The sequence below is a fragment of the Longimicrobium terrae genome, assembly GCF_014202995.1.
In the GTDB taxonomy this organism is placed as follows: Bacteria; Gemmatimonadota; Gemmatimonadetes; order Longimicrobiales; family Longimicrobiaceae; genus Longimicrobium; species Longimicrobium terrae.
Genome location: NZ_JACHIA010000008.1, coordinates 93,551 through 111,898, shown reverse-complemented (window position 1 = coordinate 111,898; position 18,348 = coordinate 93,551). Strand labels below are relative to the sequence as shown.

17 protein-coding genes are annotated in these 18,348 nt (G+C 70.3%); 16 read left to right on the top strand and 1 reads right to left on the bottom strand.

What is annotated here, in order from left to right:
* Positions 1-63 precede the first annotated feature (63 nt).
* The 10 genes from HNQ61_RS14825 (at position 64) to HNQ61_RS14780 (ending at position 12,150) form a co-directional block, all read left to right on the top strand.
* A complete protein-coding gene (locus HNQ61_RS14825) occupies positions 64-1,722 on the top strand; it encodes an Ig-like domain-containing protein (RefSeq protein ID WP_170036735.1) in 1,659 nt (552 codons plus the stop codon).
* A 384-nt stretch (positions 1,723-2,106) separates the two neighbouring features.
* Positions 2,107-2,658 (top strand): hypothetical protein, encoded by a 552-nt coding sequence (locus HNQ61_RS14820; RefSeq protein ID WP_170036737.1) that lies wholly within the window; start codon positions 2,107-2,109, stop codon positions 2,656-2,658.
* A gap of 48 nt (positions 2,659-2,706) precedes the next feature.
* Positions 2,707-2,961, top strand: a complete 255-nt coding sequence (locus HNQ61_RS14815; protein WP_170036739.1) for a hypothetical protein — start codon at positions 2,707-2,709, stop codon at positions 2,959-2,961.
* Positions 2,962-3,198: 237 nt separating this feature from the next.
* Positions 3,199-4,758, top strand: coding sequence for a hypothetical protein (locus HNQ61_RS14810; protein WP_170036012.1), 1,560 nt, complete (start codon positions 3,199-3,201; stop codon positions 4,756-4,758).
* Between the two features lie 478 nt (positions 4,759-5,236).
* A complete protein-coding gene (locus HNQ61_RS14805) occupies positions 5,237-6,058 on the top strand; it encodes a 2Fe-2S iron-sulfur cluster-binding protein (RefSeq protein ID WP_170036741.1) in 822 nt (273 codons plus the stop codon).
* On the top strand, positions 6,045-7,034 hold the full coding sequence (locus HNQ61_RS14800; protein WP_170036743.1) for an FAD binding domain-containing protein: 990 nt from the start codon (positions 6,045-6,047) through the stop codon (positions 7,032-7,034). The genes HNQ61_RS14805 and HNQ61_RS14800 overlap by 14 nt, the downstream gene beginning before the upstream one ends.
* A gap of 30 nt (positions 7,035-7,064) precedes the next feature.
* Positions 7,065-9,281, top strand: a complete 2,217-nt coding sequence (locus HNQ61_RS14795) for a xanthine dehydrogenase family protein molybdopterin-binding subunit (protein ID WP_170036745.1) — start codon at positions 7,065-7,067, stop codon at positions 9,279-9,281.
* 25 nt (positions 9,282-9,306) lie between these two features.
* Positions 9,307-10,509 carry an XdhC family protein gene (locus HNQ61_RS14790; protein ID WP_170036747.1) on the top strand — a complete coding sequence of 401 codons (1,203 nt, stop codon included), beginning with the start codon at positions 9,307-9,309 and terminating at the stop codon, positions 10,507-10,509.
* A gap of 55 nt (positions 10,510-10,564) precedes the next feature.
* A complete protein-coding gene (locus HNQ61_RS14785; protein WP_170036749.1) occupies positions 10,565-11,173 on the top strand; it encodes an NTP transferase domain-containing protein in 609 nt (202 codons plus the stop codon).
* Positions 11,174-11,739: 566 nt separating this feature from the next.
* A complete protein-coding gene (locus HNQ61_RS14780) occupies positions 11,740-12,150 on the top strand; it encodes a hypothetical protein (RefSeq protein WP_221239692.1) in 411 nt (136 codons plus the stop codon).
* Between the two features lie 263 nt (positions 12,151-12,413).
* Here the strand turns inward: HNQ61_RS14780 and HNQ61_RS14775 are convergent, their stop codons facing one another.
* A complete protein-coding gene (locus HNQ61_RS14775; protein ID WP_170036753.1) occupies positions 12,414-12,572 on the bottom strand; it encodes a DUF1328 domain-containing protein in 159 nt (52 codons plus the stop codon).
* Positions 12,573-12,728: 156 nt separating this feature from the next.
* Here HNQ61_RS14775 and hisZ point away from each other — a divergent pair, with 156 nt between their 5' ends.
* The 6 genes from hisZ to HNQ61_RS14745 all read left to right on the top strand — a co-directional run bounded on the left by hisZ (position 12,729) and on the right by HNQ61_RS14745 (position 18,339).
* The gene (hisZ, locus tag HNQ61_RS14770; protein WP_170036755.1) at positions 12,729-13,706 is read left to right on the top strand and encodes an ATP phosphoribosyltransferase regulatory subunit; all 978 of its coding nucleotides are present in this window, start codon (positions 12,729-12,731) and stop codon (positions 13,704-13,706) included.
* Positions 13,703-14,353 (top strand): ATP phosphoribosyltransferase, encoded by a 651-nt coding sequence (hisG, locus tag HNQ61_RS14765; RefSeq protein ID WP_205761869.1) that lies wholly within the window; start codon positions 13,703-13,705, stop codon positions 14,351-14,353. The genes hisZ and hisG overlap by 4 nt, the downstream gene beginning before the upstream one ends.
* Before the next feature lie 78 nt (positions 14,354-14,431).
* A complete protein-coding gene (gene hisD / locus HNQ61_RS14760; RefSeq protein ID WP_205761870.1) occupies positions 14,432-15,724 on the top strand; it encodes a histidinol dehydrogenase in 1,293 nt (430 codons plus the stop codon).
* A 139-nt stretch (positions 15,725-15,863) separates the two neighbouring features.
* A complete protein-coding gene (locus HNQ61_RS14755) occupies positions 15,864-16,298 on the top strand; it encodes a hypothetical protein (protein ID WP_170036759.1) in 435 nt (144 codons plus the stop codon).
* Between the two features lie 55 nt (positions 16,299-16,353).
* On the top strand, positions 16,354-16,758 hold the full coding sequence (locus HNQ61_RS14750; protein WP_170036761.1) for a DUF6941 family protein: 405 nt from the start codon (positions 16,354-16,356) through the stop codon (positions 16,756-16,758).
* A 159-nt stretch (positions 16,759-16,917) separates the two neighbouring features.
* Positions 16,918-18,339, top strand: a complete 1,422-nt coding sequence (locus HNQ61_RS14745; RefSeq protein ID WP_170036763.1) for a tyrosinase family protein — start codon at positions 16,918-16,920, stop codon at positions 18,337-18,339.
* Positions 18,340-18,348: the final 9 nt, after the last annotated feature.

Genomic DNA, 18,348 nt, shown 5'->3' with positions numbered 1-18,348 from the left:
CGTGACTTGCCCCGCGGGGCGCCGCTCCCGCGCGTCCAGACCCCCTCAGTCCCACAGGTACGCATGAAGGCTACGATCTTCGGCAGGATCGTGTTCCCGGTTCTGCTGCTGTCCGCCGCCTGCGGCGACGTGTCCTCGCCCGTGCCCGCGACCGAGGAAACCACGCCCGGCGACGCGGCTGGCGACGTTCTCTCCATCGTGAGCGGAAACGCCCAGCTCGGCGAACCCGGCGCGCCGCTGGCCGAGCCCGTGGTCGTCCGCGTCACCCGCGCGGGGCTCCCCGTGGCCGGTGCACGCGTGCGCTGGTCGCTCACGGGCGGCGGCAGGCTGGCCGGCGACGCCACGACCGACGCGAACGGATTTGCCCGCGCGGCCTGGACCCTGGGCGACGCGCCGGAATCCAGCTCGCTCACCGTCTCTCACGGCGAGGCGTTCTCGTCCTTTTTCGCCTTTCCGCGAATCGGAGTGACACGCACGGACATCAAGCTGGTCCGCGTGGCGGGAGACGCACAGACGGGAACGGCGGGCGCACTCCTGGGCCAGCCGCTGGTGGTGAAGGTGATGTCCGGCCGCACCGGAGCCATGGCCGGCGTCAAGGTCCGCTGGACGGTGGAAGGCGGAGGCCGCATCGCGAGCGACTCCGCCTTTTCCGCCGCGGATGGCACCGTCAAGGCACGGTGGACCCTGGGGACGGCGGGCGGCAGCCAGTCCGTGTCGGCCAGTGCGGAGGGGGTGCTGCCAATCGCCTTCGTGGCCACGGCCATCCCCACCACCGGCGAGCCGGTGACGCTGGTCCGCGTCTCGGGCGACGGACAGGGCGCCCGGGTGGGAATGCAGCTTGCCGCGCAGCTGGTGGTTCGGGCGACCAACGGGGGTGGAACGCCGCTGTCCGGCGTGCAGGTAACCTGGAGCGTGCGGACCGGCGGCGGCTCCATCTCCCCCGCCACCATCACCACCGACGGGACGGGACAGGCGTACGCGCGCTGGACCATGGGGCCGGCGAGCGGGCCGGCGACGGCGGCGGCCACCGTGGCGGGCGCGCAGGAAGTCACGTTCAACGCCACCGCCCTCCCCGACAGCCGGGTGTCGGCGCTGGTAAAGGTGCTGGGCGACGGCCAGGCGGAGTGCCCGGGCTGCGGACTGCGGGAAGGGATCCGGGTGATGGCGGTGGACGGGGAAGGAAACCCGGTGCCCAACGCGCCCATCACCTGGACGCCGTCGGCGGGAACCATCTCCTATTCCACCACGGTCACCGACGCCACGGGCACGGCCGGCGCCGGGTGGACGCTGGGAACCACGCCGGGCGTGCAGACGCTTACGGCCTCGTCCGGGCAGGTATCCACCGCGTTTACCGCCACGGCCAGTCTGGGCGGCGACGGCGTGGTGGCCTCCATCGGGTTCAGCGTCGGCAACACCGGCCTGGAGCCGGGCCAGTCCGGCTACGCCAGGGCGACCGCCCTGGACACGCGCGGCCTGGCCGTGCCCTCCGCCGTGCTCACCTGGAGCACCGACGTGCCGGGGATCATCGAGTTCACCGTGACCCCCGTGGGGAGCTACACGGGCCGCGCCACCTTCCGGGCGCTCAAGTACGGTGAGGTGCGCCTTACCGCGTCGGCGGGAGGGCAGAGCAACACCATCCTGATCCGCGTCCGGCCGGACCCCAACAATGGCGGCGGCGGCGGCTCGGCGGTCCGCGGCGCGACGGATTCGGACGCACCCTAGCCCCGTCCTGGAGCCGCGTCACCGCCGCACTCGCGGGATGACGCGCCGGCCATGACCGGCAGAAACCCCGCCCCGGCCCGCGCCGGGGCGGGGTTTCTGTTCATGGGAGTCCGCGAACTCTGTGGCCGATGGCTGCCCGGCCGTCTCCTGGCAAACCGCGCGGCCGCGGGGCGAGCCGCGGGGGAGCTTTCGTGTCGCGGGCACTGCAGTTCATCCTGAGCGCGTTGGCTGAGCACGAACCGCGTTCCCCGCCCGCCGTCGGCGCGCAAGCACTCTATCCGCTCGCGGACCACGTGCTTCGTAGAAAAAGATCGGTCTTGTCATCCTAGTTTATGACGTTTACAATTTTCCCATAGTTCCTTTTGTACCCTTCTGGAAGAGTCTATGAATCGTGGAATCATGCAGGTGGCCTCCGCATTCATGGTCGCGGGAGCGGTAGCCGCGTGTGACGGGCGCTCGGGAGCAGGCGGCAGAGAGCCGGTCGCGATTACCGGAAAGAGAGTTTCGGTCCCCGCATCGCGGGCTCTGCAGCGCGCGACCGGCCTCACGCAGATCCCCCGGCCCCGCGATCCCGGCCAGCTGACCGAGCTGCTGGACCAGCACTACCCGCGGACTCTGCGCGATGCGGGGCGCGTGGGGGCGGTGCTGCTGGACGTGCGGGTGGATGAAACGGGGATCGTGCGCGAGGCGCTGCCGGTTTCGCCGCCGCCGCTGCCAGCCGGGTCGCGCATCCGGGCGGTCGCGCAGGTCACGGACCCCCGCACGGGCAGGACGGTGGAGGAAGAACTGCCGAACGATTACGACATGGCGTTCGCCCCAGCCGCGCAGCAGGCCCTGCTGGCGTCGCGCTTCACGCCCGCAATCCGCGACGGGCAGGCGGTGCCGTACACCGTGCGCATGACGGTGCGGTTCGGGCAGCCGGCACCGCCGCGCTGAACTTCGTGCGGGTACATCACACGATCCCCCATCAACATCATTCTCTTCATGATCACTTCTATGCTTCCCGCCGGCCGGCGGCTCTGGACCAGCGTCGCCGGCGCAGTCGTGCTTACCGCGGTGACGGTTGACCAGGCGCACGCATGCTGGTCGCACTGCGTGGCACATTACGGGGCCATCACGCAGACGTCGCCGGGCGTGTTCCGCGAACTCGTGAGCTGCACGCAGAGCGAAACCAGGGAAGGCCCCGTCTACATCACCTACTTCTACAAGGAATACGACTTCGCTACCGTTTCGGGGTAGGCGCGGGGCGCCGGCGCGGTTCAACGCGGCGGCAACGACGATGGTGGATGTGCGGAACCCTGCTCCGGCCTGTGCCGGGGCGGGGTTGCTGGTCCCGGGAGCGGAATCGATCGGTACTCTTTACACGACGGTATGTGATGGATATTATGCGTCTGGCCGGCAACTCTGCCTCCCCCGTCCCGCCGCCGGCTCTCCCCATCTCCGCACCTTTCTCATCGTCTCCGCAGGAGTTGCCCGATGCGACGCACGCACGCCGTGGTTGCGGTGCTCACGCCGTTCCTTCTCACCCTGCCCGCATGCGACAACGCGGGCAACGCGCGCCCGGCGGAGGGCACGCTGGCCGCCGCGCCCTCCCCGTTGCTGCCGGACACGCTGTGCGCCGATCCCTCCACGCCCAACCAGTTGTGCGCCACCATCCCGCACGAAGTGATGGTCACGCTGGGCGGGGACTATCACGGGCTGGATCCCAAGACCCAGACGCACTTTGACGCGTTCTCGTGGCAGTCGTTCGTGGCGCTCAACTGGCCCGCGGACGGAAGCGGCAATCCGCTCCCCGGCACCTTTGCCGACAACCCCGCCGCGCCGCGCGTGTGGGAAGGCTGGACCGACGCCGCGGTGCTGTTCTGGGGTGACGGCGCGGCCGGTCCGTGCCTGCCGCAGCTGCGCGCCGGCGGCGGAAGAAAGCTGCTGCTGCAGATGGCCAAGAACGGCCAGGTGGTGAATCCGCACGCCACCTTTGACGAAGCCGTGGGCGGTCCGCTGCTGGACCGCAACCTGAACTTTGCCCTGTTCGAAAAGAAGGTGAGTCCGGATGAGGCGGGATACATCCGCGACAGCAGCCTGGTGACGGTGGCGGGGCAGCAGGCCATCGATACCATCAACTTCCCCGCCGGCTCGTACGCGTCGGGAATGACGGGCGGCTCAGTGGGGGCCATGGAGGTCAAGGCGGCTTGGCGCATCCTGCAGCCGCAGTCCGGCGACGACACCACGCGCTACTATCATCGCGAAGCGGTGATCCACGTCCCCGCGGAGAACAGCCCGACCGGCACCCCGTTCTGCATCAACGCTACCGTGGGGCTCGTGGGCATCCACATCATCCACAAGACCGGGCGCTTTCCCGCGTGGGTGTGGAGCACGTTCGAGCACGTGGACAACGCGCCCGAGTGCCTGGGCGAAAAGAACTGCACCGCCGATCCCAAGGTGCGGTACTCGTTCTACAACCCCGCGTGCGACACCACCTGCAAGCTCAACACGCAGCTGCGCGGCAACCAGTTCCTGCAGGACAGTTCGTTCATCTGGAACAAGACGGCGCCCTACGGATCGCGGTACGCGTGGGGAGGGCGGTTCGGGTCGCAGCTGGGGCGGACGCAGGCGCTGTACGTGCCCACGGACTCCATGAACACGTACTGGCGCGGGCAGATGGGGAACAGCGTGTGGCGCAACTACCGGCTGATCGGGAGCCAGTGGCAGGCCATCGTCCCGGGCTTCCCCAAATCCGACACCAGCAGCGCGCCGGCCATCCTGGGCAACACCACGCTGGAAAGCTACATCCCCGACAACTCGTCGTGCATCGGCTGCCACTCGTTCGCCACCACGGCCGACGACTCGGTCAAGAGCGCGGACTTCAGCTTTCTGCTGGGAATGGCGGGCGAGAAGCCTTCGATGATGGCGTCGCCCCGCTTCAACCGGGCGGGCGGCTCGCGCCCCGCCGCGCCCGCGGAGTACGCCCCTCGCCAGCCCGCGGCCCCCGCGCGCCCGGCACCTCCGGCGGCGGCGCCTGGCACGCGCAGGCGGTAACCCCGCGCCGCGCGGGATGACGAAAGAGGCCCCGGAACCCTCTGGCTCCGGGGCCTCTCCGCGTCCGGGCGCTCGTGAAGACGTTTGGAACGGACGGAATCGCGGCCGAGTCCGCGAAGGCGGACTTCGTGTTTTTCGAGGCGCGGTTTCAACCGCCGGGGCCGATCCGCCGCCGACCCGCACGATCCGTATCCCGGCGATCTCGGTCCCTGTCCACCTTATTGCGAACCGCCGATTGTGAACCAGAGCGCATCAGGGTGTAAACCGGCGCGCACGTTCTCCCGCGGAACGCTCGCGGTTAGAATGCCTTCCCGGAAGCGGCGGAGTGCGCCCTCCATCCACGCCGCGGGACGGAGCGGCCGGGCCGCGGGGCTGGCCGGATCGTACGTCTGTACGCGAGATTGGCGAGAGCAGCGCGGTTTGATGGCAGGGCGAGGCGCGCACCCCGCGACGCCCAGAGGCGAACAGGAGATCCGCAATGAACCACGAGATGGACGAGAACGCGGCATCCGGGCTGACGCCCGACGAGGAGGCGCTGCTGGACCAGATGCCCTGGCTGGAAGAAGCCGGCATCTCCCGCCGCGCCTTCGTGGGGCACGCCATCGCGGGCGGCCTGGGGCTGTTCGCCACGGACCTGCTGGAAGTGGAAAAAGCGTTCGCCTCGCTGGCCCCCTCGCCCGGCGCCGTGTACGCGGGGCAGGCGATGGAGAACATCGTCCGCGTCCTGCTGAACATCAACGGCGAAGCCAAGCCGCTGGAGATCGACTCGCGCGTCGTGCTGCTGGACGCCCTGCGCGAGCGGCTGCAGCTCACCGGCACCAAGAAGGGGTGCGACCAGGGCCAGTGCGGCGCCTGCACAGTCATCGTGGACGGAAAGCGCGTGCTCTCGTGCCTGACGCTGGCCGCCAGCGTGGAGGGAAAGCAGATCAGGACCATCGAAGGGCTGGCGGAGGGCGATGAACTGCACCCCATGCAGGCCGCCTTCATCAAGTACGACGGATTCCAGTGCGGATACTGCACGCCGGGGCAGATCTGCTCCGCCGTGGCCCTGCTGGACGAGGCGCGCCGCGGCGACGTGAGCCACGTGACGGAAGACGTGTCCGCCAGCACCACCCGCCTGAGCGACGACGAAATCCGCGAGCGGATGAGCGGCAACATCTGCCGCTGCGGCGCCTATCCCAAGATCGTGGCCGCGATCCAGGAAGTGCATTCCGGCCGTGAGACGCAGCACACCTGGGCGATCGTGGACGAAACCAGGCTGGCCATGGTGAGACGGGAAATCGCCGATGAGACCGTTTAAGTACGTCCGCGCGGACGACCCGCGCGCCGCCGCCAGCGCGGTGGCCGCCAATCCCCGCGCCAAGTTCCTGGCCGGCGGCACCAACCTGCTGGACCTGATGAAGGAGGACGTGGAGCGTCCCGACGAACTCGTGGACCTCACGCGTCTGCCGCAACTGGCGGAGATCCGCGCGGCGGGCGGCGGCGTCTCCCTGGGCGCGCTGGCGAAGAACGCGGACACCGCCAACCATCCGCTCATCCGCCAGAACTACCCGCTGCTCACGCAGGCCATTGTCGCGGGCGCCTCGGCGCAGCTGCGCAACATGGCCACCAACGGCGGCAACCTGCTGCAGCGCACGCGGTGCATGTACTTCTACGATCCCGCCACGCCGTGCAACAAGCGCGAGCCGGGAACGGGGTGCAGCGCGCTGCGCGGCCTCAACCGCATGCACGCCATCCTGGGGTGGAGCGAGCAGTGCGTGGCCACCTATCCCGGCGACATGGCCAACGCCCTGTACGCGCTGGACGCCGTGGTCCGCGTGCGCGGGGGCGACGGGGCGGAGCGGACGATCCCCATCCAGCAGTTCCACCGCCTGCCGGAAGACGCGCCGCACCGCGACAGCACGCTGGCTCATGGCGAACTGATCGTTTCCATCGACCTGCCGCCGTCGCCGTTCGCGCGCAACTCGCACTACCTCAAGGTCCGCGACCGCGCATCGTACGCGTTCGCGCTGGTGGCGGTGGCGGCGGGGCTGGAGATGGAGGGCGGAACCATCCGCGACTCCCGCGTGGTGATGGGCAGCGTGGCGCACAAGCCGTGGCGCAGCGAGGAGGCCGAGGCGGTGCTCGCCGGCGCGCCGGCCACGGAGGCCAGCTTCACGCGCGCGGCGGAGGCGGCGCTGGCGGATGCGCGGCCGCTGGAGCACAACGGCTACAAGGTGGAGTTGGCGAAGCGGGCCGTCGTACGTGCGCTGATGCGCGCGGCCCGGCTGGCTTGACCGGTCGATAAACCCCTCGGAGACAATCGGATGACCAGGATTATCGGCAAGGAAACCAGCCGCGTGGACGGCGTGGCCAAGGTGACGGGAAAGGCGAAGTACGCCGCGGAGTTCCAGGTGCCCGATCTGGCGTACGGCTTCATCGTCCTGGGCACCATCGCCAAAGGGACGATCACGGCGATGGACACGCGCGAGGCGGAGGCGTCGCCCGGCGTGCTGCGCGTGCTCACGCACCTGAACGCGCCGCGGCTGGGGCCCAAGCAGTCCACGGAAGAAGCGCCGCCCACGGCCCGCCGCGAGCGCGACAAGTCGTTCCGGGCGCTGCAGTCGGACCAGATCTTCTTCAACGCGCAGCCGGTGGCGCTGGTCGTGGCGGAAACGTACGAGCAGGCGCGGCACGCCGCGCGGCTGGTGCGCGTCACCTATCGCGAGGAGCCGCACCACACCGACACGGAAACGGCGCAGGGGCGCGCGCGTCCTCCGTCGCAGGGGCGGCCGCAGACGCCGCGCGGCGACCCGGACACGGCGCTGCGCGACGCGGAGGTCAAGGTCGTGGCGGAGTACCACATCCCCATCGAGCACCACAATCCCATGGAGCCGCACGCGTCCATCGCGGTGTGGCAGGGCGACCGGCTGACCGTCTTCGACAAGACGCAGACGGTGTTCACGGTGCGCACCCACCTGGCCTCCGGCTTCGGCATCCCCGAGGCGAACGTGAGCGTGGTGTCGCCCTTCGTGGGCGGCGCGTTCGGCTCGTCGCTGCGCCCCCACTACCATCCCGCGCTCACGGCCATGGCGGCGCGCGAGATCCGGCGGCCGGTAAAGGTGGTGCTCACGCGGCGGCAGATGTACACCGCGCACGGCTACCGCCCGCACACGGTGCAGCGCATCGCGCTCGGCGCGGACCGCGCGGGCCGGCTGTCGGCCATGATCCACGAGGCGGTGCACAACACCAGCAGCTTCGAGGAGTTTTCAGACGACACCACCGGCTTTACGCGGCAGGTGTACGCGTGCCCCAACCTGAGCGCGCCGCTGCGCGTTACCCAGACGGACCTGCCCACGCCCACGTGGATGCGCGCGCCCGGCGCGGTGAGCGGGATGTTCGCGCTGGAGTCGGCCATGGACGAGCTTTCGTACGCGCTGCGGATGGACCCACTGGCGCTGCGGCTGGCCAACTACGCCGAGACGGACCCGGAAAGCGGCAAGCCGTTCAGCAGCAAGGCGCTGCGCGAGTGCTACCGGCTGGGCGCGGAGAAGTTCGGGTGGAAGGACCGCAACCCGGAGCCGCGCTCCATGCGCGACGGGCGGCTGCTGGTGGGGTGGGGAATGGCGACCGGCGTGTGGGGCGCCATGCAGATGCCGGCGACGGCGCGCATCACCTTTCGCGCGGACGGCACGGCGCACGTGGCCAGCGGCACCAGCGACATCGGCCCGGGCACGTACACGGTGATGACCATGATCGCCGCGGAGTACCTGGGGCTGAACCTGGAGCAGGTGGAGTTTGAACTGGGCGACACGCGCTTTCCGCAGGCGCCGTCGCAGGGCGGATCGTGGACCACGTCCAGCGTGGGCTCCGCGGTGTACGGCGCGGCGCTGGCCGTCACCGGGCGGCTGCTGGCGCTGGCCAACCGCGACACGTCCTCTCCGCTGCGGGGCGCGGCGGCGGCGGACGTGGAGATGCTGGAGGGACGGCTGCGCCTCAAGGCCGATCCGTCGCGCTCCGTGTCCATCGCGGAGGTGATGCGGCGCAACGACCTGGCGGAGATCACGGAGACGTACGAATCCAAGCCGTCGCCCGAGCGCGACAAGTACGCGCTGCTGGCGCACGGCGCGCAGTTCGTGGAGGTCAAGGTGGACCCGGACCTGGGCACGGTGCGCGTCACCCGCGCCATCGAGGTCACGGCGTGCGGCAAGATCATCAATCCCAAGGCGTCGCACAGCCAGGAGATCGGCGGCGTGGTGTGGGGAATCGGGATGGCGCTGCAGGAAGCGACGGAGATCGACCATCGCTACGGGCGCATCATGAACCCCAACCTGCAGCACTACCACGTTCCGGTGAACGCGGACGTGCACATGATCGAAACGCTCTTCGTGGAAGAAGACGACACAATCGTCAACCCGCTGGGGGTAAAGGGGATGGGCGAGCTGGGGATGGTGGGCATTCCGGCGGCGATCGCCAACGCGGTCTTCCACGCCACGGGAAAGCGCATCCGCGAGCTGCCCATTACGCCCGACAAGCTGCTGTAGGCGGATACTGGAACCGCGGGGAGCCATGAACGAAGTACAGGCATTGCTCGATGCGTGGGACGCGGCGGCCGCATGCGGGGAGCCGTGCGCGGTGGCGACGGTGGTGGACGTGGATGGCTCCGCGTACCGCCGCCCCGGCGCGCGCATGCTGGTGTCCGCCGCGGGGGCGACCTCCGGCACCATCAGCGCGGGGTGCCTGGAGGGCGACGTGGTGGAGCACGCGCTCTCCGTCATACGCGGCGGCGCGGCGAAAGTGGTGGAGTACGACACCGCGTCCACGTCGGAGGAGGTGGCGTGGGGGCTGGGCCTCGGCTGCGGCGGCGTGGTCCGCGTGCTGATCGAGCCGCTTGCCGCCGGGTCGCTGCACCTGGATGCGCTGCGTGGTTCGCGCGAGGCGGCGGACGACGCGGACGGCGTGATCGTGGCGACCGTGTTCGATCACGTGCCGTCGCCGTTTTCCTCGGTCGACGCGCGGATTTCGCCGGGCGCGCGGCTGGTGATCGGGCGGGACGGGGGCGTACGGATCGAGGGGATGGATGGCGCGACGGCGTCCGTCGTGGAGCGCGAGGCGCGCGCGCTGGCGGCAGACGGGATCACCGCCGTTGCGCGATCGATCGATGTGGAGGGCGGGACGGTGCGCGTGCTGATCGAGACGCTGGCGCCGCCGGTTCCGCTCATCGTCTTCGGCGCGGGACAGGATGTGCTGCCGGTGGTGGAACTGGCGCGCGGGCTGGGCTGGATCACGGAAGTGGTGGACACGCATGCGCGTCCGATCAGCCACACCCGCTTCGCCGCCGCGGACCGGGTGACGCTCGCGCGCCCGGACGAGGTGCAGGCGCATGTCCGCATCACCCCCGCGACGATGGCGCTGGTGATGTCGCACGACTATGCGCACGACCGGGCGGTGTTCGATGTGCTGCTCGCCTCGCCGGCCCGCTACATCGGGGTCATGGGCCCGCGCGAACGGTCGCAACGGATGCTGGCGGAACTGGGGCTGGACGGCGGGCGGGCGGATCTTGCGCGGCTGCATTCGCCCATCGGGCTGGACATCGGGGCCAACTCGCCGGCGGAGGTGGCGCTTTCCATCATCGCGGAGATGCGCGCGGCGCTGGACGGCCGGCGCGGCGGCATGCTGCGCGACCGCCCGGGCCCCATCCACCGCGACGCGGATCCGCCGGAATGCGTGCCGGTTTCGCGGGGACACCTGCGGTCCGTGGCCGCGGCGTGAGTCCGGCTGATTGATGACGAGCCCGTCCGAGCGTGGTTCACCAAGCATCGGCGCGGTGATTTTGGCCGCGGGTTCGTCGTCGCGGATGGGCACGCCCAAGCAGGCGTTGCGGCTGCACGGCGGCAGCCTGCTGCGGCGGACGGCCCTCGCCGCGCTGGACGCGGGGTGCGCTCCGGTGATTGTGGTGACGGGCGCAAACGCGGAGGTTTCGCGTGGCGAGATCGAGGGCCTGGATGTCGTGGAGGCGTTCAACCCCGCGTGGGAGATGGGGATGGGCTCGTCCGTCCGCACGGGGATGGAGGCGCTGGACCGCGTGGGGCCCGATGTAGAGACTGCGGTCCTCCTCGTCTGCGATCAGCCGCACGTGACGGCGGACGTCGTGCTCGGGCTCATCGCGGCGCACGTGCACGCCGCGCGTCCCCTGACGGCGTCCGCGTACGGCGGGGCGGCGGGCGTGCCGGCGGTGTTCAGCCGCGCGCTCTTCGGCGAGCTTCGCGCGATTGAAGGCGCGGCGGGCGCGCGCGAGGTGATCCGGCGGCACGCGGCGTCGGCGCACCTCGTCCCCTTCGCGCTGGGCGAGGTGGATGTGGATACGCCGGAGGACTTTGCGCGCGTGTCCGCCGAGGCGGAGCGGGGAAGCGGCGCGGGCGTGCGGGACGGGTAAAACGGTTCAGTGTCTGTCCGGCTATGGGTTGGGAGAGAGTGGGACGCCAGCCCGGGTGTGCTGTGGAAAGCTCCGTGCAGCGCCGGGCTGGGAGGCCCCTCCCCGTGCAAACTGCCGCACGGAGAGGGGAGACTTCGGTTGCGTGAAAAATCGGTCGGAACGCACCGGAGTCTCCGCCGCAGCCCGCGAAGGCGGGCTTCGTGTTTTTCGAGGCGCGGTTTCAACCGCCGGGGCCGATCCACGCCCACCGCCCCGATCCACGCCGATTCACGCCGACGCTCGCTGGCGTGCACGATCTTGTCTCCATCATCCAGCTTCGCAGCGTCCATCAAGCCCGGCGACGATCACAGAAGAGAGCCCCGGGCCGTGGTGGTCCGGGGCTCGATTTTTAATCCACGAACTCACCGGCCGCGGGCGCCGATGATCGGCCGGATGTGCTCGCTGTGCACTGGGAGCGAGCGCCCCGCGGTGCCCGGGCGCGAGCGGATGGCGTGCTTCGTGCCAAGCGGGGAGCCCGCCCGCACCTTTCGGGGCCGCTACATCACTGTATCAAGGAGAAAGTCGTGATGACTACGACCACGCGCACGATCGCGAAGTTTGCACTGATCATGGCCATCATCCCCGCGGCGCAGGCGTGCGGCACAACCCGCACCGTCGCCGCCGGAGCCGTCGCGGCCGGTGCCGCCGTCGCCGAGAACCAGAACGCCACCGCGACCATCAACGCGCCCATCTCCGAGGTGGACCGCCGTGCCCGCGCCGTCCTGTCGTCCATGGGCATGACCGTCACCGGCGCCGACTTCGACAACGAAGCCCGCCAGCGCGAGTACGATGCGCGTTCCGGCGACAACGTGGCGCACATCAAGCTCGAGGCGGAAGGCTCGTCCACCGAGGTTTCGGTGAGCTACCGCACCGGCAGCGTGAACTACAGCGAGTCGCGCGCGCGCGACATCCTGAGCCGCATCCAGTCGCAGCGCTGATCCACCGCCGCTGTCGATCGAAAAGAGCCCCGGACCTTCGCGGTCCGGGGCTCTTTCACATCCGCGAGCCCCATCCACCCGGAACCCGCTTCGGCCGACCGCCATCCCCACAGAGGCCGGCCATCCACCCCCGGCGGTTCCCCCCCGCGTACCTCCGCGAACCCCCGCGACCTCCGCGTGAACGCCGTTGACGGGCCCGCGGACAAACGAAAGCGGGGCCGCCACGAATGGCGGCCCCGCTCTGCATCATCCAGCGATGTCGGTCAGACCGCGCGACGGCCCGTGATGACGCGCCAGGCGATCACGATCACCGCGACGATGATGAGCACCCAGGCGATCTGGCCCAGCGCGCCGATCACGCCGCCCACGCCCAGGCCGCCGATGAGCAGCAGCACGATGGCGAGCAGGAGAATCATGTCCATGGGTCGGTCCTTTATCGAGGTGTGCACTTGGCAGACTGCTTCCGTTACAGCCAATGACAAGGCAGTTCGCGTGCCACATGCCCGAATTCGCGCAGCGGGTGCACGGCGCGGCGCGGGATTGCCCGTTCCCCGCGCCTGCCGATAAGTTGTCCGGCTATGCCGAATCTCAGACTGGCCCAGGTTCCTCCCGGTTCGCAGGACCTGCTGGCCGACGACGTGCGCCTTCGCCGCACCGTGCAGCGCGTGTGGTTTGACCTCGCCGAGGCGAGCGGATACCGAGAGGTGATTCCGCCCACCTTCGAGTACGAAGAGGTCTTTACCCTCGCGGGAACGCAGCTCGCCAACGAGCTCATCCGCTTTGTGGACCGTGACGGGCGGCTGGTGGCGCTCCGCGCGGACTTCACCAGCGCCATCGCGCGCATGGCCGCCACGCGCCTGCGCGACGCCGAGCCGCCGCTGCGCCTGTCGTACGCGGGCAAGGTGTACCGCCAGCGCCCCGAAGGCGGCGGCCACGCCCGCGAAACCTTTCAGCTGGGCGCCGAGCTCATCGGCAGCGCCGGGCCGGACGCGGACGTGGAAACGCTGCGGCTGGCCATCGGGCTGCTGCGCGCGCTGCGGGTGCGCGACTTTCAGATCAACCTGGGCGACATCCGCTTCGTGCAGCCGCTGCTGACCGGGCTGGACGAGGAAGAGGCGGAGTCGCTGCGCAGCGCCATCGACCGCAAGGATCGCGCGGCGCTGGCGGACGGCGCGCGCCGGTACGGGGCTCCGGCCGCCGTCGCCCGCGCGCTGGTGGAGCTGCCGGAATTGATCGGCCGCGGCGAGGTGCTGCTGCGCGCGCGGTCGCTTGCGTCGGGACCGGAAGCGGAGGCGGCCATCGAGCGGCTGCGCGCCATCGATGCGCTGCTGACGGAAGAGGAAAGGGCGCACGTGGTGTACGACCTGGGCGAAATCCGCGGGCTGGGCTACTACACGGGGATGCAGTTCGAGGTGTTCGTCGCCGGGCTGGGCCGCGCGGTGGCGTTCGGCGGGCGGTACGACGGCCTGCTGGCGCGCTTTGGGGCGGATCGTCCGGCGGTCGGCTTCGCGCTGGAAACGGATGCGCTGGCCACCGTGCTCACGGAGGCCCTGTGACCGGCCGGCCGCTGCGCATTGCGCTCCCCAAGGGGCGGATGATGGACGAGGCGCTGCTGCTGTTCGGCCGCGTGGGCTCGGAGATCGACGCCGAGGCGCGCGACTCGCGCCGCCTCATCCTGCCCAGCGCGGACGGGCGCTTCGAGTTCCTCCCCGTAAAGAGCGGCGACGTGCCGATCTACGTGGAAAGCGGCGTCGCGGACGCGGGCGTCGTGGGGCTGGACGTGCTGGAAGAGGGGCAGCAGGACGTGCTGCGCCCGCTGGACCTGGGCTTTGGCGGATGCATGCTGGCCGTGGCGGCGCCGGCGGACGCGGCGTATCCGCTGCTTCCCGGCGGAACGATGCCGCGCGTGGCCACCAAGTACGTGGAAAGCGCCCGCAGGTTCTTTGCGCAGAAGGGGATGCAGGTGGAGCTGATCCGCATCTCCGGCTCGGTGGAACTGGCGCCGCTACTGGGCTTGGCCCACTGGATCGTGGACCTGGTGCAGACGGGCCGCACGCTGGCAGAGAACGGATTGACCGTCGTCGAAAAGGTTTCCGATTCCACCGCGCGGCTCATCGTCAACCGCGCCAGCCACAAGCTGCGGCTGGACGAGCACCAGCGGCTGATCGCGGATCTCGCGGGCGCGCTGGAAAAAAGTGCGTGAGTGCTGTGTGCGTGAGTGCGTCAGTGCTCGCGCTGGGACGGGATTCTGAGCACCGGGCACTTTCTGATGGACGGATCGTTGAACATCAAGACTCTCCGCGTCTCGCCGCCGTACCGCGAACTGCGCGACCTGGCCGCCGGCGCGTCCACGGACGACGCGGCGCTGCGCGAGTCCGTCGCGGGCATTCTGCGCGACGTGGCGGACCGCGGCGACGCGGCGCTGCTGGAGTACACGGCGCGCTTCGACCGCTTTGACGCCGGGGACGCGGCGGGGCTGCGCATCGGCGCGGACGCGCTGGCGCGGGCCGCGGCGGAGGTGGACCCCGCGCTGCTGGACTCTCTCCGGCGCGCGGCGGAAAACGTGCGCGCGTTCCATGAGAAGCAGCGCGAGCACGGCTATCTGGACGTGGAGGCGGACGGCTCGCTGCTGGGCCAGCGCGTGGCGCCGCTGCGCCGCGTGGGCATCTACGTGCCCGGCGGGCGCGCAGCCTATCCGTCGTCCGTGCTGATGAACGCCATTCCGGCGTCCGTGGCCGGTGTGGACGAGATCGCCATGGTCACGCCCACGCCGGACGGCGAGGTTCTGCCCGTCGTCCTCGCCGCCGCGCACGTAGCGGGGGTGACGGAGGTGCTGCGGATCGGCGGGGCGCAGGCGGTGGGCGCACTGGCGTACGGCACGGAAAGTATCGGCCGCGTGGACAAGATCGTCGGTCCCGGCAACAAGTGGGTAGCGGAGGCCAAGCGCCAGGTGTTCGGCCGCGTGGACATCGACATGGTCGCGGGCCCGTCGGAGATCCTGGTGATCGCCGACGACGCGGCGGACCCGGTGCACGTGGCCGCGGACATGATCGGCCAAGCGGAGCACGATCCGGACGCCATCGCCTGGCTGGTGACGACCTCCGCCGCGCTGGCCGAAGCCGTCCCCGCGGCGCTGGAGGAGCTGCTGGCGCGCAACCCGCGGCGCGACGTGGCCCGGGCCGCGCTGCGCGACTGGGGCGCCATCATCCTGGTGGACGATCTGGAGCAGGCGGCGGAAGTGGCGGACCTGCGCGCGCCGGAGCACCTGGAACTGCTCGTGCGCGAGCCGCTGGCGCTGGCGGGGCGCATCCGCAACGCGGGGGCGATCTTCCTTGGCGCCAACAGCCCGGAGCCCATGGGCGACTACTTCGCGGGCCCCAACCACGTGCTGCCCACGGGCGGAAGCGCGCGGTTCGCCAGCCCGCTGGGCGTGTACGACTTCGTGAAGCGCACCAGCCTGATCGGCCTGTCCGCGGCGCGGCTGCTGCGCGACGCGCCGCACGTCATCCGCCTGGCGGAAAGTGAAGGGCTGTTCGGCCACGCCGAGGCGGTGCGCGTGCGGACGGAGCGGTAGGGAAGCTGCAGGGCGGGGCAGAGGACGATCGGGGGCGCGCGGCTGCCGGTGTGGCCCTCACCCCGCGTGCTGCGCACGACGACCCTCTCCCACGAACAGATGTGGGAGAGGGAGCACACCCCAGGATCGTGTGCTTCGGATGGAGTTGATCGCGATCGAACTGCGCATTCCAGAGGGTGAGCGAGGAGGTGTGATGGCGGGCCCTCACGATCCGGAAGAGCGACTTCGCGCCGCGGTGCAGCATCTGTCGCTCTCTGCAGATGCGGCTCTGGCCCGGCTACCGTCCGTTGTCGTTCGCGCGGACGAACTCGCGCTCAACTTCGCGGACGGCCTGCTTTCCGCCGGTGTGCACGCCGGGTTGACTGACGCGCAACGGAACGCACTCGGCGCTTTGGATGGTCAACTGGAAGCGATGTCCGGGACGGAGAACGATGCGCTGTGGACCGACGATGCCGTCCGTGTTTCGGCGGAATGGGCGTCGGTTCGGAGGCTTGCAGGGGAGGTGCTCACCGCGTTCGGCTGGCCGCGAGTGCCGCCCGGCGACCCTGGGCACCGCTACATCCCCGGTTCCTGAGCCGAACTGGTCTTTCGCACTCACGCACTTACGCACACAGCACTCACGCACTGCCTTGAACGTTCTCTACTCCGTCATCGCCGAAGAAGCCAACCTGCGCCACGACGGGCGCATGGACGTCAGCGGCATCTTCCATGAGCTGTACGCGCCGGGCTTTCCCGCGCAGCAGGAACGGCTCACCCTCGTGGTCACCATGGAGTGGGCCGCGGAGGAACGCGGGTCCATCGACTTCAGCGTCAACCTGCTGGACCCGGCGCGCAGCCCCGTGCTCACCATCAACGCGCAGACGCAGGTGGAGGATCAGTACGCCATCCACCGCGCCGCCCGCACGCAGATGGCCATCCCTATGGACGGCATCGTCTTTCCCACGCCCGGTACGTACCAGTTCGAGCTGACCGTGGGCGAGCACAAGGAAGACCTCGCCAAGATCTACCTGATCGAAGACGCCAACGCGCACTGACCGCGGCGGCAGGGCAGGGAACCACCTTGATTGCGACTTCCGGGCGCGGCGGCACCATGCCGCCGCGCCCGGTCCGCGTTTGGGAGGATGCGAATCGGCAGGCGCGCGTCCGTCCAATCAGGCAATCGTTTCCGTTCTCACCTGTCCTGAAGGCAGACGATGTACGAGCGCCGCGATGTCTGGACGCTGAGCGATGAACATCCCTGGCACCCCACGCTGGAGTGGTACGCCCGCGCGGTGGATGAACTGCGCGCCCGCCCCGCCTCCGATCCCGCCAGCTGGGAGTACCTGGCCGCCATCCACGGCCGCAGGCCCGGCGCGTGGCCGCCGGGGGCCACCTGGAACCAGTGCCAGCACGGCAACTGGTTCTTTCTCCCCTGGCACCGCGTCTACCTGCACTACTTCGAGACAGTCGTGCGCCAGGCCGTCCGCACGCTCGGCGGCCCGGCGGACTGGACGCTTCCGTACTGGGACTACAGCGACGCCCGACAGCCCAACGCGCGCCGGCTTCCACCCGCCTTTCGCGAGCCGCACCTTCCCGGCGGAACGCCCAATCCGCTCTTTACCACCGAGCGTGATCCGCGGATGAACGCCGGCGAGGAGCTTGGCCGCGGCGCCGTGGATGTAGCGCCCGCGCTCAGGCCGCGCGGCTTTGAACTGGGTGCGGGCCGCCCCGGCTTCGGCGGCGCGCGTCCGCCGGCCGAGCACGGCGAGGGATCGCTGGAAAACGTGCCGCACGGCGCCGTGCACATGGGTGTCGCGGGCCCGCGCGATGGGTGGATGGGCCGCTTCGCCACCGCCGGGCTGGATCCCGTGTTCTGGCTGCACCACGCCAACATCGACCGGCTGTGGGAGGTGTGGCGCGGAATGGAGGGCCACGACGACCCCGCGGACGCGGCGTGGCTGAATGCGCGGTTCACCATCGGCCACGGCTCGCACGCGGTTTCGCTCGCCACGCGCGACGTGCTGGACGTGTCGCGCCCGCCGCTGGGCTACCGGTACAGCAGCCTCGCTCCGCCGGAAGGCGTGCTGGATGTGCGGCTGGATGCGAGGCCGCTCCCCAAGCGACGGACGCGCACTGAGTGGAAGCGCGTGATGCCGGCCGAGATGGTGGGCGCCAGCGACGCGGCCGTCCCGCTCGGCGCGTCCCTCAGCGAGGTGCAGTTCGCCATCGAGGCGCCGCGGAAAGGCGGGTTCAAGGTCGCGCGCGTGGATGACGCGGGCGAGCCCGAGGTTTTTCTGAAGGTGGAAAACGTCCGCGGGCTCGAGCTGGCGGCCGGCGGATACGTGCTCTACCTCGCCCTTCCCGCCGCCTCCAGCCCGGACGATCACCCCGAGCGCCGCGCGGGGGAGATCTCGCTGTTCGGCGTGCGCGAGGCGTCGGCGGCGGACGGCGAGCACGGCGGCAGCGGGCTGACCTTTACGCTCGACGTCACAGAGGTGGCACGCGTGCTCCGCGAGGCGGGCGACTGGAGCCCGGACCGGCTCCGCGTGACCTTTGTCCCCGTTCAGCGCGGCGTGGAAGACGAGGTCGTGGATGGGGACGTGCGGGTGGGGCGCGTCAGCGTGTTCCAGGCATGAGCACGGCGG